The sequence below is a fragment of the Kitasatospora sp. NPDC052868 genome (assembly GCF_044547105.1).
In the GTDB taxonomy this organism is placed as follows: domain Bacteria; phylum Actinomycetota; class Actinomycetes; order Streptomycetales; family Streptomycetaceae; genus Kitasatospora.
On sequence record NZ_JBITZW010000011.1, the window covers coordinates 44436 to 63762 of the forward strand.

Genomic DNA, 19327 nt, shown 5'->3' on the forward strand with positions numbered 1-19327 from the left:
ATTCGGACGGCAATTCCGGCGGGTGTTCCCGCGGGGTCCGCCGGGTCCCGGGAAGGCCCGGCAGGGTGCCGGGCCCGCCGTCAGGGCGTCTTGCCGCCGTCGTCGCCCGCCTTCACCGGTCCCGGTATCGGCGCCGTGGCCAGGTAGCGCGGCGAGGCCGGGTCGGCCAGCGCGGACGGCGGCGCCGCATCGGTCGGCGCCGGCACCGAGGCGGTGGCCAGCACCATCGCGGAGGTCGCCCCACCCGCTGCCGCGGCCGCCGCGGCCGCCGTCGGGACCTCCTCCTTGACCTTGATCCCGGCCAGGTCGAAGGCCGTCTTCAGCCGCTGCCGCAGCGCCCGGGCCACCGACAGCGACTTGCCCGGGGCGGTCCGGGCCTCGACCCGCAGCACCACCGAGTCGACCGCCACCGACTCCACGCCCAGGACCGTCACCGGCGCCCAGACCAGCTCGTCGAACGGCGCCTCCTTGGCCAGCGTCTCCGCCGTCTCCCGGATCAGCGCCTCGACCTGGAGCAGGTCCTCCTTGTACCCGACCTGGACGTCCACCGAGGCCGTCGACCAGCCCTGGCTCATGTTGGCGATCCGCTTCACCTCGCCGTTGCGGATGTACCAGATCTCACCGCCCGCGCCGCGCAGCTTGGTCACCCGCAGGCCGACCTCCAGCACCGTGCCGGTGGCCACCCCGGTGTCGATCTCGTCGCCGACGCCGTACTGGTCCTCCATGATCATGAAGACCCCGGACAGGAAGTCCGTGACCAGGTTGCGCGCGCCGAAACCGATCGCCACACCGGCCACACCGGCGCTCGCCAGCAGCGGCGCCAGGTTCACCCCGAGCGCGGCCAGCACCATCAGCGCGGCCGTCCCCAGGATGCTGAAGGAGGCCACGCTGCGCAGCACCGAGCCGATCGCCTCCGAGCGCTGCTGCCGGCGCTCCGGGTTGACCACGCCGGTGTTGGCCAGCAGACCACCCAGCCGGCCGGGCTCGTCGTCGCCCTCGGCGGGCTTGGTCATCCGCCCTATCAGCTGGGTGATCAGCTTGCGGACCACGGCCCGCAGCACCAGCGCCAGCACGATGATGAAGACGATCCGGACACCGCCGGCCAGCCAGTCCTGCCAGTGCGAGTCGAACCAGCCCGCCGCCTGCCGGGTGGTCTCGCCCACCTCCTGCGCGCTGGTGGGGATTCTGAGGTCGAGCTGCGGCAGCGCCGGGGCCGTGGGGCTCGGGGACGGGCTCGGCGTCGTGGACGCGTCGGCGAGGAGACCGGCGGCACCGGACCAGGACACGTGCGGGACCTTCCTGCAGGGAGCGTGGCGGGCCCGCCGCCGCGGAGGCATGCCGTGGCCTGCGGACCGTCCGCACTACCCTAACCGGCGCCGGACCACCCGCCGGACACGCCGAAGGGCGCGCGGGCCTCTCCCGGACGCCCCGTCAACGCCCCGGCCCGCCCCTGCTCCGCTCCCCTGAGCGCCCCCCGGAACACCGCCCGGACCACCTTCCCGCGTGCTGCTCCGACCGGCCGAGCCGTCCCCCGGGCGGGCGGCGGCCCCCCGGCAGGGCACCCGGGTGCAACCCCTCCTTCGCCTGGGCATATCGGGTATGACAGCAACCGCATCCGGCGGTTCATGTCGGGTCCGTTACACGGGAGTGGTGGCGCCGTACAAAGGCGTAAGGCGACACTGGGGGAGATCACACACCCGTTGCGTGATCCAACCGCTCGTCCCGGCGCGAGCCACGCGCCGCAGGCGTCCAAGGAGGCATCCGTGCCGCATGTCCTGGTCCTCAACGCGTCCTACGAGCCACTCGGCGTCGTATCGATGCGCCGCGCACTCATCCTGGTCCTCAACCACAAGGCGGTCAGCCTGGAGGATTCGGGAGTCACTCTGCACAGCGCCACCAGCGCCCTTCCGGCGCCGTCCGTCGTCCGTCTGACCCGCTTCGTCCGGGTCCCGTTCTGCGGGCCCGTCCCGCTCACCCGCCGGGCGCTGTTCGCCCGCGACCACGGCCGCTGCGTCTACTGCGGGGCCGCCGCCACCAGCGTCGACCACGTCATCCCGCGCAGCCGGGGAGGCCAGCACCGGTGGGACAACGTGGTGGCAGCCTGCCGCCGCTGCAACCACACCAAGGCCGACCGCCACCTCACCGAACTCGGCTGGCGGATGAAGCGGCAGCCGGCCCCGCCCAGCGGCCTGGCCTGGCGCATCATCGGCACCGGGATCAAGGACCCGCGCTGGCGCCCCTACCTGGAGCCGTACGGCGGCGGTGACCAGCTGCACGCCTCGCAGTGGGGCGGGTACGAACACCACGACCATACCGAGGCCGCGCACACCGTGCCGCTCGGCCGGGCGCACTCCGCCCACTCCGCCCCGATCCGCCGCGGTGAGCAGCCCGAACCGCTCTCCGCCTGACCCCGCTCGACAAGGGCCTGCCCGTCACAGCTTCCGGTACGCCTCATGGGCCGCCGCGCACCCCGCAACCGGGGAGCGCGGCGGCCCGCCGTCTGACCGCCCTACGGCCTGACCGCCTACGGCTCGGCTACGGCTTGGCCGGCGGTGCGCCGGGCGCCGTCGTGGGCGCGACCGGCGGCGCGGTGGCGGCCGGCGGCGGGGTCGGCTGGCCGGTCGGTGCCGTGACCGGCGGTACCACCGGCGGAGTGGTCACGGGCGGGGTGGTGACCGGCGGCGCGGTGGCCGCCGGGGTGACGGCGAACAGCTCGACGCCCCACAGCGAGTAGCCGTACTTGGTGGCCCGGGCCACGCCCTGGACCCGCAGGAACTTCGCGTCCGGCGCGTCGAAGCGGACCGTCTCGTTGCCGCCCTTGCCGTCGTCCACGGTGGCCACCGTCGTCCAGCTGACGCCGTCCGCCGAGGACTGGATCCTGTACGCGGAGGCGTACGCGGCCTGCCAGTGCAGTACCGCCGAGCCCAGGTGGGTGGCCTTCGGCAGCTCCAGCTGCACCCAGGCGTCGTCCTTGGCCGGCGAGGACCAGCGGGTCTTCGGATCGCCGTCGGCCACCGCGGAGGCGGGGAAGGACGACGTCTCGTCGCCCGAGGAGGTGGCCTGCGCGGTGGGCGCCAGGTCCGCTCCGCCGGTCGGCGGCACCACGTGCACCTGGAGCACCTGGCGCACGGTGGTGAGGCCGGCCACGAACAGCACCGGCACCTGGTACGTCCCGGAGGGCGTCTCCGGGGTGGCCGTGACCAGCAGCGGGACGCCCACCCGGCCGCCGCGCGGCACGCTCACCCCGGCCGCCGGGGCGACGGTCAGGCCCTTGGCCACGACCGGCACCTCGGTGCGCAGCTCGCCTGCGGCGCCCTCCGGGCGGCCCGCCTCGACGATCGCGCGGGTCTGCGCGGGGGCGGCCGCGCCGGTCACCACGTCCAGTGCGGCGTCGGAGAGGCTGAGCCGGGCCGCGGGGACGTCGGCGTACCAGGGGATCACCTGGTTGACCACCGGCGGGTCGCCGCCCGGCTTCCAGGCCAGCCGGAACGCGTCGGCGACCTGACCGCCGGCCGCCAGCTCGTTGTAGCCCGGCTGGATGGTGCCGATCTCGCTCCAGCTGCCGTCCGGGTGGCGCACCGAGACGGTGGCGCTGGCCCGCACGCCCGGGTCGGTGAGCACGGTGAGGCGGTCCAGCGGACGGGCCGCGCCCAGTTCGACGGTGAGCGGCTCGTCCGTGGCGGTCGGCGCGGTGGCCGCCCGGTAGGCGGTGTCCGGGTTGCCGTCCAGCACGGCGTCGGCGGCAGAGCCGGGCAGGGCGGCCGGTCCGCCGGTGACGCTGGCCGGGGCCTCGTCCGGCGCGGTGATGCTGAACTCGCGCACCGCGACCGCGGTCTTCTGGGCGGCGGTGGCGCGCAGCCGCACCGCCCGCACGACCACTCCGGCGGGCAGCTGCGCGGTGACGCTCTTCTGGTTCTTCACCTGGGCGAGCTGCTTCCAGCCGCCCTCGCCGGTCGAGTACTCCAGCACCCCGTCGCGGATGTAGTCGTCCACCGCGCTCGGGCCGTCCGGGCCGCCGCCCCACGAGCCCATCAGCACGGTGACGCTGCCGACCGGGCGGCCGCCGCCGAGGTCCAGGCCGATCGAGTCGCCGGGCTGCGCGGGCCCCGCGCTCCAGTAGAAGGTGTCGGCGACGCCGTCGGTCATCAGTGCGGGCAGGTGGTCGTGGGCGGTGCCCAGGGTGGTGGTCGGGGTGATGCCGCCGCCGACCACGCCGGCCCAGTTGTCGGCCGCGCGTATGGCGCGCTCCAGGAACGGGCCGAGCACTCCGGCGCCGATCGTCGCCGGGCTCCCGCCGAGCTGCTCGCGCAGCCGGTTCAGCTCGACCCGGGCCTTCCAGGCGGTCGCGCCGTCGCCGCCGCGCTGGGCGAGCAGCATGTCCAGCGCGGCCTGGCCGGCCAGGCCGTAGTCGTGCAACGGGGCCAGCCAGGGCCCGGACTCGGCGGCCAGCTGGGCGGTGGCCTGGGAGGCGGACAGGGTCCGCTGGGCGCCGGCCATCGCGGTGAAGGCGTCCCGCAGCGGGGCGGCCGCCTCTATCAGCCTGGTGACGTCCGGGGCGGTGCCGGCGTTCGGCTCGGCGGTGGCCCAGAACCGCTCCAGCAGCGGGGCGAGGTAGCCGGACTCCTGCTTGGACAGCGGCGAGGAGGAGCTGTTGCCGGCCAGCGCGGTGACGGCGCCGAGCACCTCGCCGACGGGCGTGGCGGTGGCGCCGGTCGGCCCGGCCAGCGAGCGCAGCGCGGCCTGCCAGGACTCCTCCGGCTTGTAGCCGCCCGGGTTCCAGGCGAAGTCGCCGGCGGTGGCGAGCGCGATCCGGGAGGCCACCGGCTGCTGCATCGCGCCGGTGAGCATGACGGCGGACTTGGTGGCCACCTCGGTTTCGCGCCCGGTGTAGGCGCCGAGGAAGAGCCGGTCCGGGCTGGAGTCGTTGACCGGGTAGTTGTCCATGGTGACCAGCGGGTGCCCGTAGAGGGCGCCGGTGTCCGCGGTCTGAGCGCCGGTGATCTTCTCCGGGATCACCCCGACCCCGCTCCAGGCGACCTGCACCCCGCTCGGCAGCGCCGCGGCCAGCGCCTTGCGGTACGGCGTGGCGCCCTGCTGGTGGTACTCGGTCGGCACGACGGACAGCGGCGCCAGCCAGCTGTTGCGCGCGATCAGCCGGTCCTGCACCTTGGCGATCAGCTCGGCCTGCGCCTTGGCGGCGGCGGCCGGACCGGTGCCGTACCGGGACCGGTCGTCGCCGCAGTGCCACTCGTCGTAGGAGACGTCCAGGAACTGCAGCTGGAACGCGGTGAAGCCGAGCTTGCGCAGCCCGTCCAGCTTGGCCACCAGCGCGTCGGCGTCCTTGCCGGAGCTGTAGCAGAACGACTGCCCGGGGTCGATCGCGTACCCGAGGGTGACGTGGTTCTGCGCGGCCCGGGCGGCCAGCGCGCGCAGGTCCTCGGCGCGCTCCTGCGGGTAGGCGTCGCGCCAGCGGGAGAGCCGGTACGCGTCGTCACCCGGGGCGTAGAGGTAGAAGTTCTGCTTGGAGCGGCCGAGGAAGTCGATCTGGTCGAGGCGCTGCTGCTGGCTCCACGGCGTGCCGTAGAACGCCTCGGCGGTGCCGCGCACCGGCGCGCCGGAGGGCCAGTCCCGCAGGGTGATCCCCGGCAGGCCGAGGCCCGCCGCGCCCGGCGCCTGCCCCTGCCCGGCCGGCACGGCGGCGAGCAGCTGACGCAGGCTCTGCGCCGCGTAGAACGTCCCGGCCGCGTCGGTTCCGGCCAGCACCACCGCGCCGTAGGTGCCGCCGCCCTGGGCGGGCAGCTGACCAGCCGACAGCACGTACCCGCCGGCCGCCAGCCCGCCGGGCGAGGGCGCCGAGCCCTCCTTGCCCCCGGCCGCCGCGGTCAGCTCCCGCAGCACCCGGTCCACCTCGCCGCCGGCGTCCTCGGCGGGCCCGCCGACGTACACCACCAGCGACCCGGCGGCCGGTACCCCGGCGTCCTCCTGCGGCGTCACCGAGGTCGCCCCGGCGATGCCCAGCACCTCGCGGACGGCGTCCACCGCACCGTGGTCGGCCTTCGGCGCGGCCACCAGCGTCACCGCGGCCGGCACGGCCACCGGCTTGCCCGCCACGCTCTGCTCCTGCGGCCGCGGGAACACCTGGGGGTTGCTCACACTGCCCAGCGGCGTCTGCGGCGCACTGCTCACCACGTCCGGCCCCGGGCTGTACGCGTACGCGCCCGACGCCGGCGCGACCGCCAGCAGCCCGCCGACCACGGCCGCCGCCGACAGCGTCGCCGCGATCTGCAGCGTCCGCCGGCTCGGTGCCACGGCCCGCCCGCCACCGGCCCGCTCGGCCCGCACCGAGGCGAGCAGCGGCTCCGTCCCCTTCAGGTCCGCGATCAGCCGGTCCGCCGCCCTGGGAGCCAACTGACGGCACGTCCGCGCCGTGGCCCGCCGCGCGGCCAGCGCCGCCGGGTGCTGCAGCACGTCCCGCAGCGCCGGACTCTGTTCCAACTGCTGCCTCAGCCGCCGTCCGGCTGCGATGGACACTCGGGCTTGCACAGGAGCCTCCTCGCCAGGCTGGGACCACATCGCGCCAAAGCCCACCAGTTGGCCCAGCCGGTGTCAACGCCGCCGACTGGTATGGATGGTTTGTCCGAATTGATCACTGCTTGGGCCGCCCACGAAGCTCTTTCGGCACCCCTGACCCGCCGCCTCGGGCCGCCGCCCCGGCCCCGCACCGGGTGTCGCACCGTGTGTCGCGCCGGGTCACCGGGGCGTTACGCGGGTAGGACTGTGGCTGTCCCGTTGGGCGTTGCCGAGAGCCGCAGGAGCCGCGAGTGGCCGCTTACCTCGATCGTGACGGAGCCGACAGCCGACAGGTGCCGGCGCAGGACGCGCCGCCGCCCCCGGCGGAGCTGGTGGCGCTGGCACAGGCGTACGGGGTGGAGAGCAGTTACGACCCGGGCAGTGGTCCGGTGCCGGTGGGGGCCCGGACGCTGGTGGCGGTGCTGGCCGCGCTCGGGGTCGAGGCGGGGACACCGGAGGCGGTGCGGGAGGCGCTGGAGCGTCACCGGGCCGGGCAGCGGGCCCGGTTGCTGCCGCCGACCGTGGTCGTGCGGGCGGGCCGGCGCACCGCCCTGGACGTCCCGGCGGACGCCCGGCTCAGCGTCGAGCTGGAGGACGGCGGGGTCTGGGAGCTGCCGCGCGGGCACTCGCACTGGCTGCCGGCGGACCTCCCGCTCGGGCGGCACACCCTGAAGGCGGTGGCCGGCGGGCAGGAGCAGCACGCCCACCTGGTCGTCGCCCCCGACCGGCTGCCGCAGCCGACCGGCCGCAGCTGGGGCTTCCTGGCACAGCTGTACTCCGTCCTGTCCGAGCGCTCCTGGGGGATGGGCGACCTGGGCGACCTCGCGGAGCTCGCCCAGTGGGCCGGGGCCGGCCTCGGCGCGGGCTTCGTCCAGATCAACCCGCTGCACGCCGGCCTGCCCGGGGCGCCCTCCGACCCGTCCCCGTACCGGCCGTCCTCCCGCCGCTTCGCCGACCCGGTGCACCTGCGGATCGAGGCGGTGCCCGAGTACGGCTATCTGACGGGCGAGCAGCGCGCCGAGGCCGAGGAGCTGGGCCGGCGCGCTGCCCGGCTGCGCGACGAGGTGCTGAGCCACGACGGCCTGATCGACCGCGACGCCGTCTGGGCGCTCAAGCGCAAGGCGCTGGAGCTGCTGTACGAGGTGCCGCGCGGGGCCGGCCGGGAGGCGGCCTACCGGGCGTTCCTGCAGCGCGAGGGCGGGTGGCTGGAGCGCCACGCGCTCTGGAACGCGCTCGCCGAGGTGCACGGCGCCGACTGGCACGCCTGGCCCAAGGGCCTGCGCCACCCCGACAGCCCGCACGTCACGCTCGCCGCCGAGGAGCTGGCGGAGCGGGTCGGCCTGCACCGCTGGCTGGCCTGGCAGCTCGACGACCAGCTCGCCCACGCCCGGCAGGCGGCGGACGGCGCCGGCATGGCCGTCGGCCTGATCCACGACCTCGCCGTCGGCGCCCACCCGGACGGCGCCGACGCCTGGGCGCTGCAGGACGTGCTGGCCACCGGCATCTCGGTGGGCGCCCCGCCGGACGCCTTCAACGCGCACGGCCAGGACTGGGGCCTGCCGCCCTGGCGCCCGGACGCGCTGGCCGCCGCCGGCTACGCCCCGTACGCGGAGCTGCTGCGCTCCGCCGCCCGGCACGCCGGGGCGGTCCGGATCGACCATGTGATGGGCCTGTTCCGGCTCTGGTGGGTGCCGGCCGGACACCCGCCGACCGAGGGCGCGTACGTCCGCTACGACGCCGAGGCGATGCTCGGGGTGCTCGCCCTGGAGGCGCACCGGGCGGGCACCACCGTGATCGGCGAGGACCTCGGCACGGTCGAGCCGGGCGTACGGGAGGAGCTGGCCGCGCGCGGCATCCTCGGCACCTCGGTGCTCTGGTTCGAGCGGGACTGGCAGGCCAAGGGCGAGATCCTGGCTCCGGAGCGCTGGCGGCCGGGCAGCCTGGCCACCCTGACCACCCATGACCTGCCGAGCACCGCGGCCCGGCTGTCCGGCGAGCACGTCGAGCTGCGCCACCGGCTGGGCCTGCTGGCCCGCGCGCTGGGCGAGGAGCAGGCGCAGGCGGCGGCCGAGCTTGCCGACTGGCGGGCGGAGCTGGCCCGGCTGGGCCTGCTGGCGCCGGACGAGCCGCTGTCGGCGCGGGCGCTCTACCGGTTCCTGGCGGCCACCCCGGCCCGGCTGGTCGGCGTCTGGCTGCCGGATCTGGTGGGGGACCCGCGCCCGCAGAACCTGCCGGGGACGTGGGACCAGTACCCGAACTGGCGCCTGCCGGTGGCCGACGCCGAGGGCCATCCGGTGACGCTGGACGCATTGGCCGCGGTACCGGCGGCCCGGTCGCTGGCCGAGGTGCTGCGCGAACGGCCCACCGGCGCCGAACAGCCCGAGGGCGCCGGGCAGCCCGAAGGAGGCAGGCCCGAAAGGCCGACCCCGCCGCGCGGAGCCGCGTAAGAGGCGGGTAAGTTGAACGACGTGGACAAGAGGAACGCTTTGCGAGCCGGCGCGGTCAGCGCAACGGTCACGCTGATGATGCTGCTGTCGTCGCCCGCCATGGCCCTCACCCGGGACGACGGCGACGACCCGGGTACCGGCCTGACCGTCGCCCAGACCCTCGGCCTGTACGTGCTGCTCCCGATCGCGGCCTTCGTGATCATCGGTGCTCTCGCCGCGCTGCCGTACGGCGACGGCAAGGGCAAGAAGAAGTAGCCGAGGGCCTTCCACCAGGACCCGTACGACCCCGAGGGGGCACCGGAGCGCATCCGGTGCCCCCTCGGGCGTTCTCCGGGGCGGCACGGCCCCGGCCCCGCTCCGGGCGGAGGTCCGAGGACCTCCGCCCGGAGCGGTCGGGTCAGTGGCCCAGCGCCCGCGCGCCGGCCGCCCGGTCGGCCGCCTGGGCCTTCAGGGCGCGCTCGACGCCGGCCCGCGCCTCCACGACCTGCCGGCGCAGTGCCGGAGCCGGCTCGGCCGAGGCCAGCCAGGCGTCGGTGGCGTCCAGGGTGGCCTGCTCGACCTGGAGCGCCGGGTACAGGCCGACGATGATCTGCTGCGAGATCTCGTGGCTGCGGGTCTCCCAGACGTCCTTGACGGCCGCGAAGTACTTCGCGGTGTACGGCGCCAGCAGCTCGCGCTGGTCGGACTGCTGGAAGCCGGCGATCACCGCGTCCTGGACGTAGTTGGTGAGCGTGTCCGACTCCACCACGGAGGCCCAGGCGCTCGCCTTGGCCTCGGCGCTCGGCCGGGCGGCGCGGCAGGTGGCCGCGTGCTCCTGGCCGGCCGCCGTGTTGTCCCGGGCCAGTTCGGCCTCGATCTCCCGGTCGTCCGCGCGGCCGGTGGCGGCGAGGCGGGCGAGCAGCGTCCAGCGCAGCTCGGTGTCCACGGCCAGGCCCTCCAGCTTGGCCGTGCCGTCCAGCAGTCCGGCGAGCAGGCCGAGCTGCCCGTCGGTGCGGGCGACGGACGCCAGCGCACGGGCCCAGGCCAGCTGGTGGTCGCTGCCGGGCTGCGCGGCGCGCAGCTCCTGCTCGGCGGCCTCGGCCCAGCGGGCGAGGCCCTGCTCGCGCCAGGCCGGGTCGGCGTAGGCGTCCAGCGCCAGCTTGACCTGGCGCTGCACGGACTGCACCACGCCGATGTCGGACTCCCGGCCGAGGCCGGAGAGGGCCAGCGCCAGGTAGTCGCGGGCGGCCAGCTCGCCGTCGCGGGTCATGTCCCAGGCGGAGGCCCAGCACAGGGCGCGCGGCAGCGAGTCGGTGAAGCCGCCGAGGTGCTCGGTGACGACGGCCAGCGAGTCCTCGTCCAGGCGGACCTTGGCGTAGGACAGGTCGTCGTCGTTGAGCAGGATGACGGCCGGGCGGTGCCGGCCGACCAGCTGCGGGACCTCGGTGCGCGGGCCGTCGACGTCCAGCTCGATCCGGTCGGTGCGCACCAGTGCGCCGTCGGCCAGCTCGTACACGCCGATGGCGATCCGGTGCGGGCGCAGGACGGCCTCGCCCTTGGCGCCGGCGGGCAGCGCGGGGGCCTCCTGGAGGACGGCGAAGGACTCGATGTCGCCGTCGCCGTTCAGGGTGAGCGCCGGGCGCAGGATGTTGATCCCGGCCGTCTCCAGCCACGCCTTGGACCAGGACTTGAGGTCGCGTCCGCTGGTCTCCTCCAGCGCGCCGAGCAGGTCGGCGAGCCGGGTGTTGCCCCAGGCGTGGCGCTTGAAGTAGGCCTGCACGCCCTTGAAGAAGGCGTCCTGGCCGACGTACGCCACCAGCTGCTTGAGCACCGAGGCGCCCTTGGCGTAGGTGATGCCGTCGAAGTTGACCATGACGTCTTCGAGGTCGTTGATCTCGGCCATGATCGGGTGGGTGGACGGCAGCTGGTCCTGCCGGTACGCCCAGGTCTTCATCTGGTTGGCGAAGGTGGTCCAGGAGTGCGGCCACTTCGAACCCGGGGCCTCGGCCTGGCAGACGGCCTCGGCGAAGGTCGCGAAGGACTCGTTCAGCCAGAGGTCGTTCCACCACTCCATGGTGACCAGGTCGCCGAACCACATGTGGGCCAGCTCGTGCAGGATCGTCGCGGCCCGCGACTCGTACGCGGCGTCGGTCACCTTTGACCGGAACACGTACTGGTCGCGCAGGGTGACGGCGCCCGCGTTCTCCATCGCGCCGGCGTTGAACTCCGGGACGAAGAGCTGGTCGTACTTGGCGAACGGGTACGGGTAGTCGAACTTCTCCTGGAAGTAGTCGAAACCCTGCTTGGTGACGGCGAAGATCGCGTCGGCGTCCAGGAACTCGCGCAGCGAGGGGCGGCAGTAGACGCCCAGCGGCACCTTCTGCGAGCCGTTCTCGTAGGCGTCGAAGACGCCCACGTACGGGCCGGCGACCAGTGCGGTGATGTAGGTGGAGATCCGGCCGGTCGGCTCGAACGTCCAGACCTGGGTGTCCCCTTCGCCGACCGGGGTCGGGGTGGGGGAGTTGGAGACCACGACCCAGCCGGTGGGGGCCGTCACCGTGAAGGCGAACGCGGCCTTGAGGTCGGGCTGTTCGAAGGAGGCGAAGACCCGGCGGGCGTCCGGCACCTCGAACTGGCTGTACAGGTAGGTCTCGCCGTCGACCGGGTCGACGAACCGGTGCAGGCCCTCGCCGGTGTTGGTGTACGCGCAGTTGGCGACGACCCGCAGCTCGTTCTCGGCCCGCAGGCCCGGCAGCGCGATCCGGCTGTCGGCGAAGTTCGCGTTGTCGAGCCGCTCGCCGTTGAGCGTGATCTCCTCGACGCTCGGCGCGACGAGGTCGATGAAGCTGGCCGCACCGGGGGTGCGCGCGGTGAACCGGACCACGGTGGTGGACCGGAAGGTGCCGCCCTCACGGGCGGTGCTCAGGTCGAGCTCGATGTCGTACGCGTCCACGTGCAGGAGCTCGGCCCGGGTCCGGGCCTCCTCACGGGTCAGGTTGGTGCCGGGCACTCGCAGGACTCCTTCGTCGGGCTGATGTTCCGCATCCTCCCATGCCCAACGAACGGGCCCGGCGAATAATCGCGGCGGGGGGGGGGGGGCGGGGGGGGGGGGGGCCGCCCCCCCCCCCCCCCCCCCCCCCCCCCCCCCCCGCGACAGGGGTCGGCGCCTACCGCGCCGGGTACGTCACTTCTTCGCGTACTTGACCACCGGGGCGTCGGAGCCGGCGCCGCGGGAGAAGCCGTACAGCGAGCCGTCCGACTGCAGCACGTACTCGCTGGTGCTGTAGCTGGTGTAGGTGCCCTTGGGCACGCTGATGACCCCGAGGTCGCTCGGTGCGCCGTCGGTGGGCGAGAGCGTCACCAGCTTGGCGTCCTTGCCGTAGCCCATGTCCAGCAGCGCGCGGACCTTGCCGTCCTTGTCGGTGCCGGAGACCAGCCGGATGCCCTCGCTGGTGCCGCCGGTGGACGACCAGAGCCGCTTGCCGGTGGTCAGGTCGTAGGCGTTGACGGCCGGCTTGCTCGGGTTGACCTGGACGTACAGCGTGGTGCCGCTGACCACGTTCTGGGTGAACGCGTCCGCCTGGCCGGAGAGCCGCAGGCTGTCCGCACCGGGCTCCTTGACCGACATCTTGGCCATCGGCTTGTTGGACTTGTCGAACGGCAGCAGGTAGTCGCCGCTGGAGTTGCCGGTCATCAGCAGCACCAGCGGCTGGTCCGACACGACCTTGTCGACGCGCTCGATGCTGCCGTCCAGCGGGGTCGCCGCGCCGGAGGCCTTGCCGGTCTCGGCGTCCACGATCTGCAGCTGCGACTTCGGGTTGGCGTTGCTCCCGTAGCAGCGGTCGGAGACCGCGATCAGGTTGCCGGCCACCTTGCCGTAGATGCTGCAGTCCTTGTCGCGCGGCTGGTACTGCCAGACCGGCGAGCCGTCGGCGACGCTCACCGCGCCGACGGCGTTGCTGCCGCCGACCGCGATGACCTTGTCGGTGATGCTCAGGGTCGGCGAGGAGATCCGCTCGGTGGACACCTTGGTCGACCAGAGCAGCTTGCCGGTGCTGACGTCGACCGCGCCGACCGTGGAGCAGTCGCTGTCGCCGGTGTTGAAGGAGACCGCGGCGATGTGCTTGGAGTTGACCCCGTACGAGACGGTGCAGAACTCCTTGGCGCCGGCCGGCGGTGCGACCGACCACAGCTCCTTGCCGTCGGCGGAGCCGAGGCCGCGGATGCCGGTGGTGTCGGCCCGGACGACGGTCTTCTCGGCGCCCCAGATGCCGAGGATCTGCGCGCCGCTGCTGGCGTTGGCGGGCTTGGCGGCGCTCCACGCGAGGTTGTAGGCGCCGGCCTTGCCGCCGCCCCCGCCGGTGCTCCCCGAGGCGGTCGGGTCGTCGGTGCCGCCGGTGGTGCCACCGGTCGTGGTGCCGCCGGTGCTCGCGACCGGATCGTCGTTCTTCTTGGGGTCGTTGCCGGTGAACAGCACGACCAGGCCGGCGATGATGGCGATCGCCAGCACGCCGCCGATGATGCCGCCCCAGACCATGACGGGGTTGCGCTGCTTGGGCGCCGGCGGCACCGGCGCGCCGGGGTAGTACCCGGCCTGCTGCGGCTGCGGGGCCTGCTGCGGGTACCCGTAGCCGGCGCCGTTGGTGGGCTGCGGGGCGGTGTAGCCGTACTGCTGCCCGGCGTTGGGAGCGGCGAACGGGGGCGTGGTCGGGTCGAACGGGCCGACCGGAGCACCGGGCGGGGGCGGCGCGCTCTGCGCGGGGAAGGCGGCGGCGGTGGGCGCGTAGGCGTACTCGCTGCCGGGTGCGGGCGGCTGCGCGGGCGGCTGGGCCGGAGGCGTGCCCGGCGCGGCCGGTACACCCTGGCCCGGCACCGGGGCGCCGTCGAGCTGTGTCATCTGGTCCGCCACCGCGGCCGGGTCCACGCCGCCCGGCGTGCGTCCCAGCGAGACGCCCCGGTTGTCCTGTGGACCGGTGCCGGGCGTTTCGCCTGTCCCCGGAGTAGGGTGATCCCCTGCCATGTGATGCCCCGTCATGTCTGGAAGCGTCCCCCTGCCGGTTCACGTCCGCGGCCGGTGGGACGGTTGAGAATGGGCACCATCGTACGGGTGGGCCGATTTCGGGCGGCCGCAGGAGCCCCGGACCGCGCGCGCCGTACCGCTGAGCTGGGCACTCCCGCCCGCCGCGGAGCCGCCCGCGCCGCCCCTTGCGCGGTGGCCCGCGGTGCCGTTCGCGGTGCGGTCCGTGATCATTCGCAGGGAGCGCGCCACCGGGCCGCGCAGGGCCTAGGCTTCAGGAGTTGAAGGGAGCACCCGGCGGAGGGGCCCCCTCGCCCTTGGAAGGGTGGATCATGTCGACGGACACACCGGGCTCGCAGTCCTCACTGCACCGGGCCAATCTCGAACGGGTCCTGCGGGCGGTGCGGATGGCCGGCTCGCTGACCCAGGCCGAGATCGCCCGCGGCACCGGGCTCTCGGCGGCCACCGTGTCCAACATCGTGCGGGAGCTCAAGGAGAGCGGCACCGTCGTGGTCGCCGACACCTCCTCCGGCGGCCGCCGCGCCCGCAGCGTCTCGCTCAGCGGTGACGCCGGGATCGTGGTCGGCATCGACTTCGGCCACACCCACCTCAGGGTCGCCGTCGGCAACCTGGCGCACCGGGTGCTCGCCGAGGAGAGCGAGCCGATCGACGTCGACGTCTCGGCCCAGCAGGGCTTCGACCGCGCCGAGGCGCTGGTCGACCGGCTGCTCCGGCAGGCCGGCTTCCGCCCCGACAAGGTGATCGGCGTCGGCCTCGGCGTCCCCGGCCCGATCGACGTGGAGACCGGCGCGCTCGGCTCCACCGCGATCCTGCCCGGCTGGACGGGCATCGCCCCCGGCCGGGAGCTGGCCGCCCGGCTCGGCATGCCGGTGCACGTGGACAACGACGCCAACCTCGGCGCGCTCGGCGAACTGGTCTGGGGCGCCGGGCGCGGCCTGAGCGACCTCGCCTACATCAAGGTGGCCAGCGGCGTCGGCGCCGGCCTGGTGGTCAACGGGCAGATCTACCGCGGCCCGGGCGGCACCGCCGGTGAGATCGGGCACATCACGCTGGACGAGGCCGGTCCGGTCTGCCGCTGCGGCAACCGCGGCTGCCTGGAGACCTTCGTCGGCTCCCGCTACCTGCTCAACCTGCTGAGCACCACGCTCGGCCCGGACCTCACGCTGCCCCGGGTGGTCGAGCTGGCCCACCAGGGCGACCTCGGCTGCCGCCGGGTCATCGCCGACGCCGGTCGGCAGATCGGCACCGGTGTCGCCACCCTGTGCAACCTGCTCAACCCCCGCCGCGTCATCCTCGGCGGCGACCTCGCCGAGGCCGGCGAGCTGGTGCTCGCGCCGATCCGCGACTCGGTCGCCCGCTACGCCATCCCCAGCGCCGCCCGCCAGCTGTCCGTCGTCCCCGGCACCCTGGGCGGCCGCGCCGAGGTGCTCGGCGCGCTCGCCCTGGTGATGAGCGAGATGGGCGAGTCGGGGGCCATCGGCCGATCCGTACAGGCGTCCGTCGCCCGACCGTGAGTCGCAGCCCGGACGGGGTAACAGGCCGGTGGCACCGGGCGCCCCGCCCGGTGTCCGCCAAGCGGACATTAGACTCGACCGGTCGGCACCGACCGAGACCGTCGGAGCGCGCCGGCGACAGGGCAGCGACGCCCGTCGGACCGCGTGCGGTCCGCAACTTTGAACGAGGAGGAACGGGTGGCCCTGCTGACCCGCATTCGGGGACCGCGCGATCTCGACCGGCTCACGCCCGGACAGCTGGCCGCGCTGGCCCAGGAGATCCGGACCTTCCTGGTGACCGAGGTCTCCAAGACGGGCGGCCACCTCGGCCCCAACCTCGGCGTGGTGGAGCTGACCATCGCGCTGCACCGCGTCTTCGACTCCCCGCGTGACCGCATCCTCTTCGACACCGGCCACCAGAGCTACGTCCACAAGCTGCTCACCGGCCGCCAGGACTTCTCGCAGCTGCGCACCAGGGGCGGCCTGTCCGGCTACCCGTCGCGCGCCGAGTCCGAGCACGACGTGATCGAGAACTCGCACGCCTCCACCGTGCTCTCCTACGCTGACGGCCTGGCCAAGGCCAACCAGCTCCAGGGCCACCACGACCGCCCGGTCGTCGCCGTGATCGGCGACGGCGCGCTCACCGGCGGCATGGCCTGGGAGGCGCTCAACAACATCGCCGACGCCCAGGCCAAGGACCGCCCGCTCGTCATCGTCGTCAACGACAACGAGCGCTCCTACTCGCCGACCATCGGCGGGATGGCCAACCACCTCGCCACGCTGCGCACGACCCAGGGCTACGAGCGCTTCCTCTCCTGGGGCAAGGACGCCCTGCAGCGCACCCCGGTGGTCGGCCAGCAGCTCTTCGAGACGCTGCACGGCGCCAAGAAGGGCCTGAAGGACTTCATCGCCCCGCAGGGCATGTTCGAGGACCTCGGCCTCAAGTACATCGGCCCCATCGACGGCCACGACCTCACCGCCCTGGAGTCCGCGCTGACCAAGGCGCGCGGCTTCGGCGGCCCGGTGATCGTGCACTGCCTCACCGAGAAGGGCCGCGGCTACCACGCCGCCGAGAACAACGACGAGGACCGCTTCCACGCGGTCGGCGTGATCCACCCGGAGACCGGCCTGCCGATCAAGAGCGCCGGCAAGGACTGGACCTCCGTCTTCGGCGAGGAGATGGTCGCGCTCGGCCACGAGCGCGAGGACATCGTCGCGATCACCGCCGCGATGCTCCACCCGGTCGGCCTGGCCCCGTTCGCCAAGGCCTTCCCGGAGCGGACCTTCGACGTCGGCATCGCCGAGCAGCACGCCGTGACCAGCGCCGCCGGCCTGGCCACCAACGGGCTGCACCCGGTCTTCGCGGTCTACGCGACCTTCCTCAACCGGGCCTTCGACCAGGTCCTGATGGACGTCGCCCTGCACAAGCTGGGCGTCACCTTCGTGCTGGACCGGGCCGGTGTCACCGGCACCGACGGCGCCTCGCACAACGGCATGTGGGACATGTCGATCCTGCAGGTCGTGCCGACCCTGCGGCTGGCCGCCCCGCGCGACGCCGACCAGCTCCGCGCCCAGCTGCGCGAGGCCGTCGAGGTCACCGACGCCCCGACCGTGGTCCGCTACTCCAAGGGCACGGTCGGCCCGGCCGTCCCCGCGGTCGGCCGGATCGGCGGCATGGACGTCCTGCGCGAGGCCGGGGAGCCCGCCGAGGGCCGCCGCGCCGACGTGCTGGTCGTCGCGGTCGGCGCGCTGGCCACCACCGGCCTGGAGGTCGCCGACCTGCTGGCCGCCCAGGGCATCACCGCCACCGTGGTGGACCCGCGCTGGGTCAAGCCGGTGGACGCGGCCCTGCCCGGCCTGGCGGCCGAGCACCGGGCGGTCGTCACCATCGAGGACAACGGCCGGGTCGGCGGTGTCGGCGCCGCGATCGCGCAGGCGCTGCGCGACGCCGAGGTGGACGTCCCGCTGCGCGACTTCGGCATCCCGCAGGAGTTCCTGGACCACGCCTCGCGGGCCGAGATCCTCGCCGAGATCGGCCTCAACGCCCCGGACATCGCCCGGCAGGTCACCGCGCTGGTCTCCCGCCTCGCCCGGCTGGACGTCGCGGCCGTCGACGCCTGAGCCGTACGCCGGCCGGCGGTGGCCGTCTGCGACAGGTTCGCAACAGTTCGCAGTAGAACAGGCTGACAATCGCACCGAAAGGCGGGACCGGCGCTGCCCGCGCCGATCCCGCCCGGTAGGTTGTCACTCGTGCCGACCCCCATCCGCCCCCGCCTCGCCGGGCTAGCCGAGCGCCTGCCCGCCAGTGTCCGCCAGGGTTACTGGACGAGGCTGGTGCCGGTGCTGGCCCTGGTCGCGCTCGTCACCCACATCCCCTCCTTCGTCCGGCCGGTCTGGAGCCCCGACGAGGGGTTCCTGGCCACCCAGGCCCGGATGCTGGCCAACGGCGGCGTGCTCTACGACACCGTCGTGGACCGCAAGCCGCCGCTGCTGCCCTGGCTCTACCAGGCCTGCTTCGCACTCTTCGGCTCCACCTCGCTGTGGCCGCTGCGCACCCTGGCGGTGGTCGCCCACCTGGTTACCGCGATCCTGCTGGCCTCGATCGCCCGCGGCCGCTGGGGCAACCGGGCCGGCGCCGGCGCCGGGCTGCTGTACCTGCTGGTCTCCATCGGGCTCTCCCCGGAGGACACCCAGGCGGCCACCTTCGAGGTCTTCATGCTGCCCGCCATGGTGGCCGCCTTCCGGTACGCCGAGCGGCGCCGCTGGCTGGCCGCGGGCATCGCGGTGGCGCTCTGCTCGCTGACCAAGCAGACCGGCGGCGCGGTCCTGCTGCCGGTGCTCTGGATGCTCTACCAGGACGCCCGCCGGCGCGGGGTGCGCTGGCCGCCCGCGCTGTTCAAGATCGGCTTCGGGTTCACGCTGCCGATAGCGCTGGTCGCGGTGATCCTCACCAAGCCCAAGGGCTTCCTGTTCTGGGTGGTCACCGGCAGCGGCGACTACGCCACCTTCGGCGGGGCCTGGCTGCAGATGACGGGCCGGGCGCTCGGCAACACGGCCATCCTGATCGGGGCCGGGCTGGGCTTCCTGCTGCCGGTCGGCCGCCGGCTCTGGCTGAAGTACCGCCACCGCCCGCTGCCGGTCGCGGGGGAGGAGCACGGCTCCACCGCCGACCTCTGGGTCTGGCTGCTGTCCTCGGTCGTCGCGGTCAGCGTGGGCTTCCACTTCTTCGGCCACTACTACCTGCAGCTGATGCCCCCGCTGGTACTGCTGGGCACCGGCGCGGTCGCCACCTCGGCGATCCGCTGGAAGCCCGTGCTGGTGTACACCGCGGTGGCCGCCACGACCTTCTGGGGCCTGGCGCTGGCCTGGCCGGGGGAGCGGCTCAACCGGACCACCGAGGTGGCCACCGCGGTGGCCGCGCAGACCACGCCCAAGGACACCGTGCTGGTCTGGGGCATGCACCCCGAGCTGTACTGGCTGGCCGACCGCAAGCCGGCCAGCCGCTATCTGACGGCCGGCTTCCTGACCAACTACAGCGGCGGCAAGGACGGCAGCCAGAACGTCGGCGAGCAGTTCAGCGTCAGCAACGCCTGGCAGACCTTCGACCAGGAGCTCGCCAAGAGCCTGCCCGAGGTCGTGGTGGACGACTCAGGCCTCGCGCCCTACCAGCCCAATCTGGTGCCGAGGATCGAGAACCTGCTGGAGACCCACTACGAGATGGTCGGCGTCTTCGCCGACACCGTGGTGTACCGCCTCAAGCGCTGAGGCCGCTCCCCGCCCCGTGCCGCGCCCTGCGCGGG

The 19327-nt window shown here is 74.2% G+C and carries 10 protein-coding genes; 6 read left to right on the forward strand and 4 right to left on the reverse strand.

Features of this window, described 5'->3' with window-relative positions:
* Nucleotides 1–80: 80 nt before the first annotated feature.
* Entirely contained in the window at nt 81–1286 is a 1206-nt protein-coding gene (locus ACIGZJ_RS20065; RefSeq protein WP_396458467.1) for a mechanosensitive ion channel family protein, read from the reverse strand.
* Nucleotides 1287–1763: 477 nt separating this feature from the next.
* Here ACIGZJ_RS20065 and ACIGZJ_RS20070 point away from each other — a divergent pair, with 477 nt between their 5' ends.
* Entirely contained in the window at nt 1764–2408 is a 645-nt protein-coding gene (locus ACIGZJ_RS20070; protein ID WP_392935765.1) for an HNH endonuclease, read from the forward strand.
* A gap of 127 nt (nt 2409–2535) precedes the next feature.
* Here the strand turns inward: ACIGZJ_RS20070 and ACIGZJ_RS20075 are convergent, their stop codons facing one another.
* Nucleotides 2536–6495 (reverse strand): beta-N-acetylglucosaminidase domain-containing protein, encoded by a 3960-nt coding sequence (locus ACIGZJ_RS20075; RefSeq protein ID WP_396458468.1) that lies wholly within the window; start codon nt 6493–6495, stop codon nt 2536–2538.
* Nucleotides 6496–6863: 368 nt separating this feature from the next.
* Here ACIGZJ_RS20075 and malQ point away from each other — a divergent pair, with 368 nt between their 5' ends.
* Entirely contained in the window at nt 6864–9017 is a 2154-nt protein-coding gene (gene malQ / locus ACIGZJ_RS20080; protein ID WP_396458643.1) for a 4-alpha-glucanotransferase, read from the forward strand.
* Nucleotides 9018–9038: 21 nt separating this feature from the next.
* Nucleotides 9039–9272 carry a hypothetical protein gene (locus ACIGZJ_RS20085; RefSeq protein WP_396458469.1) on the forward strand — a complete coding sequence of 78 codons (234 nt, stop codon included), beginning with the start codon at nt 9039–9041 and terminating at the stop codon, nt 9270–9272.
* Nucleotides 9273–9414: 142 nt separating this feature from the next.
* Here ACIGZJ_RS20085 and pepN read toward each other — a convergent pair whose 3' ends face one another.
* Both pepN and ACIGZJ_RS20095 read right to left on the reverse strand, forming a co-directional pair.
* Complete coding sequence (gene pepN, locus ACIGZJ_RS20090) at nt 9415–12006, reverse strand: aminopeptidase N (protein WP_396458470.1); 2592 nt, start codon at nt 12004–12006, stop codon at nt 9415–9417.
* A gap of 174 nt (nt 12007–12180) precedes the next feature.
* Entirely contained in the window at nt 12181–13893 is a 1713-nt protein-coding gene (locus tag ACIGZJ_RS20095; protein WP_396458471.1) for a PQQ-binding-like beta-propeller repeat protein, read from the reverse strand.
* A 452-nt stretch (nt 13894–14345) separates the two neighbouring features.
* Here ACIGZJ_RS20095 and ACIGZJ_RS20100 point away from each other — a divergent pair, with 452 nt between their 5' ends.
* The 3 genes from ACIGZJ_RS20100 to ACIGZJ_RS20110 all read left to right on the forward strand — a co-directional run bounded on the left by ACIGZJ_RS20100 (nt 14346) and on the right by ACIGZJ_RS20110 (nt 19292).
* Nucleotides 14346–15548, forward strand: coding sequence for an ROK family protein (locus ACIGZJ_RS20100; RefSeq protein ID WP_396458472.1), 1203 nt, complete (start codon nt 14346–14348; stop codon nt 15546–15548).
* A gap of 177 nt (nt 15549–15725) precedes the next feature.
* The gene (gene dxs, locus ACIGZJ_RS20105) at nt 15726–17648 is read left to right on the forward strand and encodes a 1-deoxy-D-xylulose-5-phosphate synthase (protein ID WP_396458473.1); all 1923 of its coding nucleotides are present in this window, start codon (nt 15726–15728) and stop codon (nt 17646–17648) included.
* A gap of 129 nt (nt 17649–17777) precedes the next feature.
* Complete coding sequence (locus tag ACIGZJ_RS20110) at nt 17778–19292, forward strand: ArnT family glycosyltransferase (protein WP_392935782.1); 1515 nt, start codon at nt 17778–17780, stop codon at nt 19290–19292.
* Nucleotides 19293–19327: the final 35 nt, after the last annotated feature.

Coding starts and splice junctions, on each gene's coding strand:
- ACIGZJ_RS20100 (WP_396458472.1), top strand. CDS start 14,346: ATGTCGACGGACACACCGGGCTCGCAGTCCTCACTGCACCGGGCCAAT.
- ACIGZJ_RS20095 (WP_396458471.1), bottom strand. CDS start 13,893: ATGACACAGCTCGACGGCGCCCCGGTGCCGGGCCAGGGTGTACCGGCC.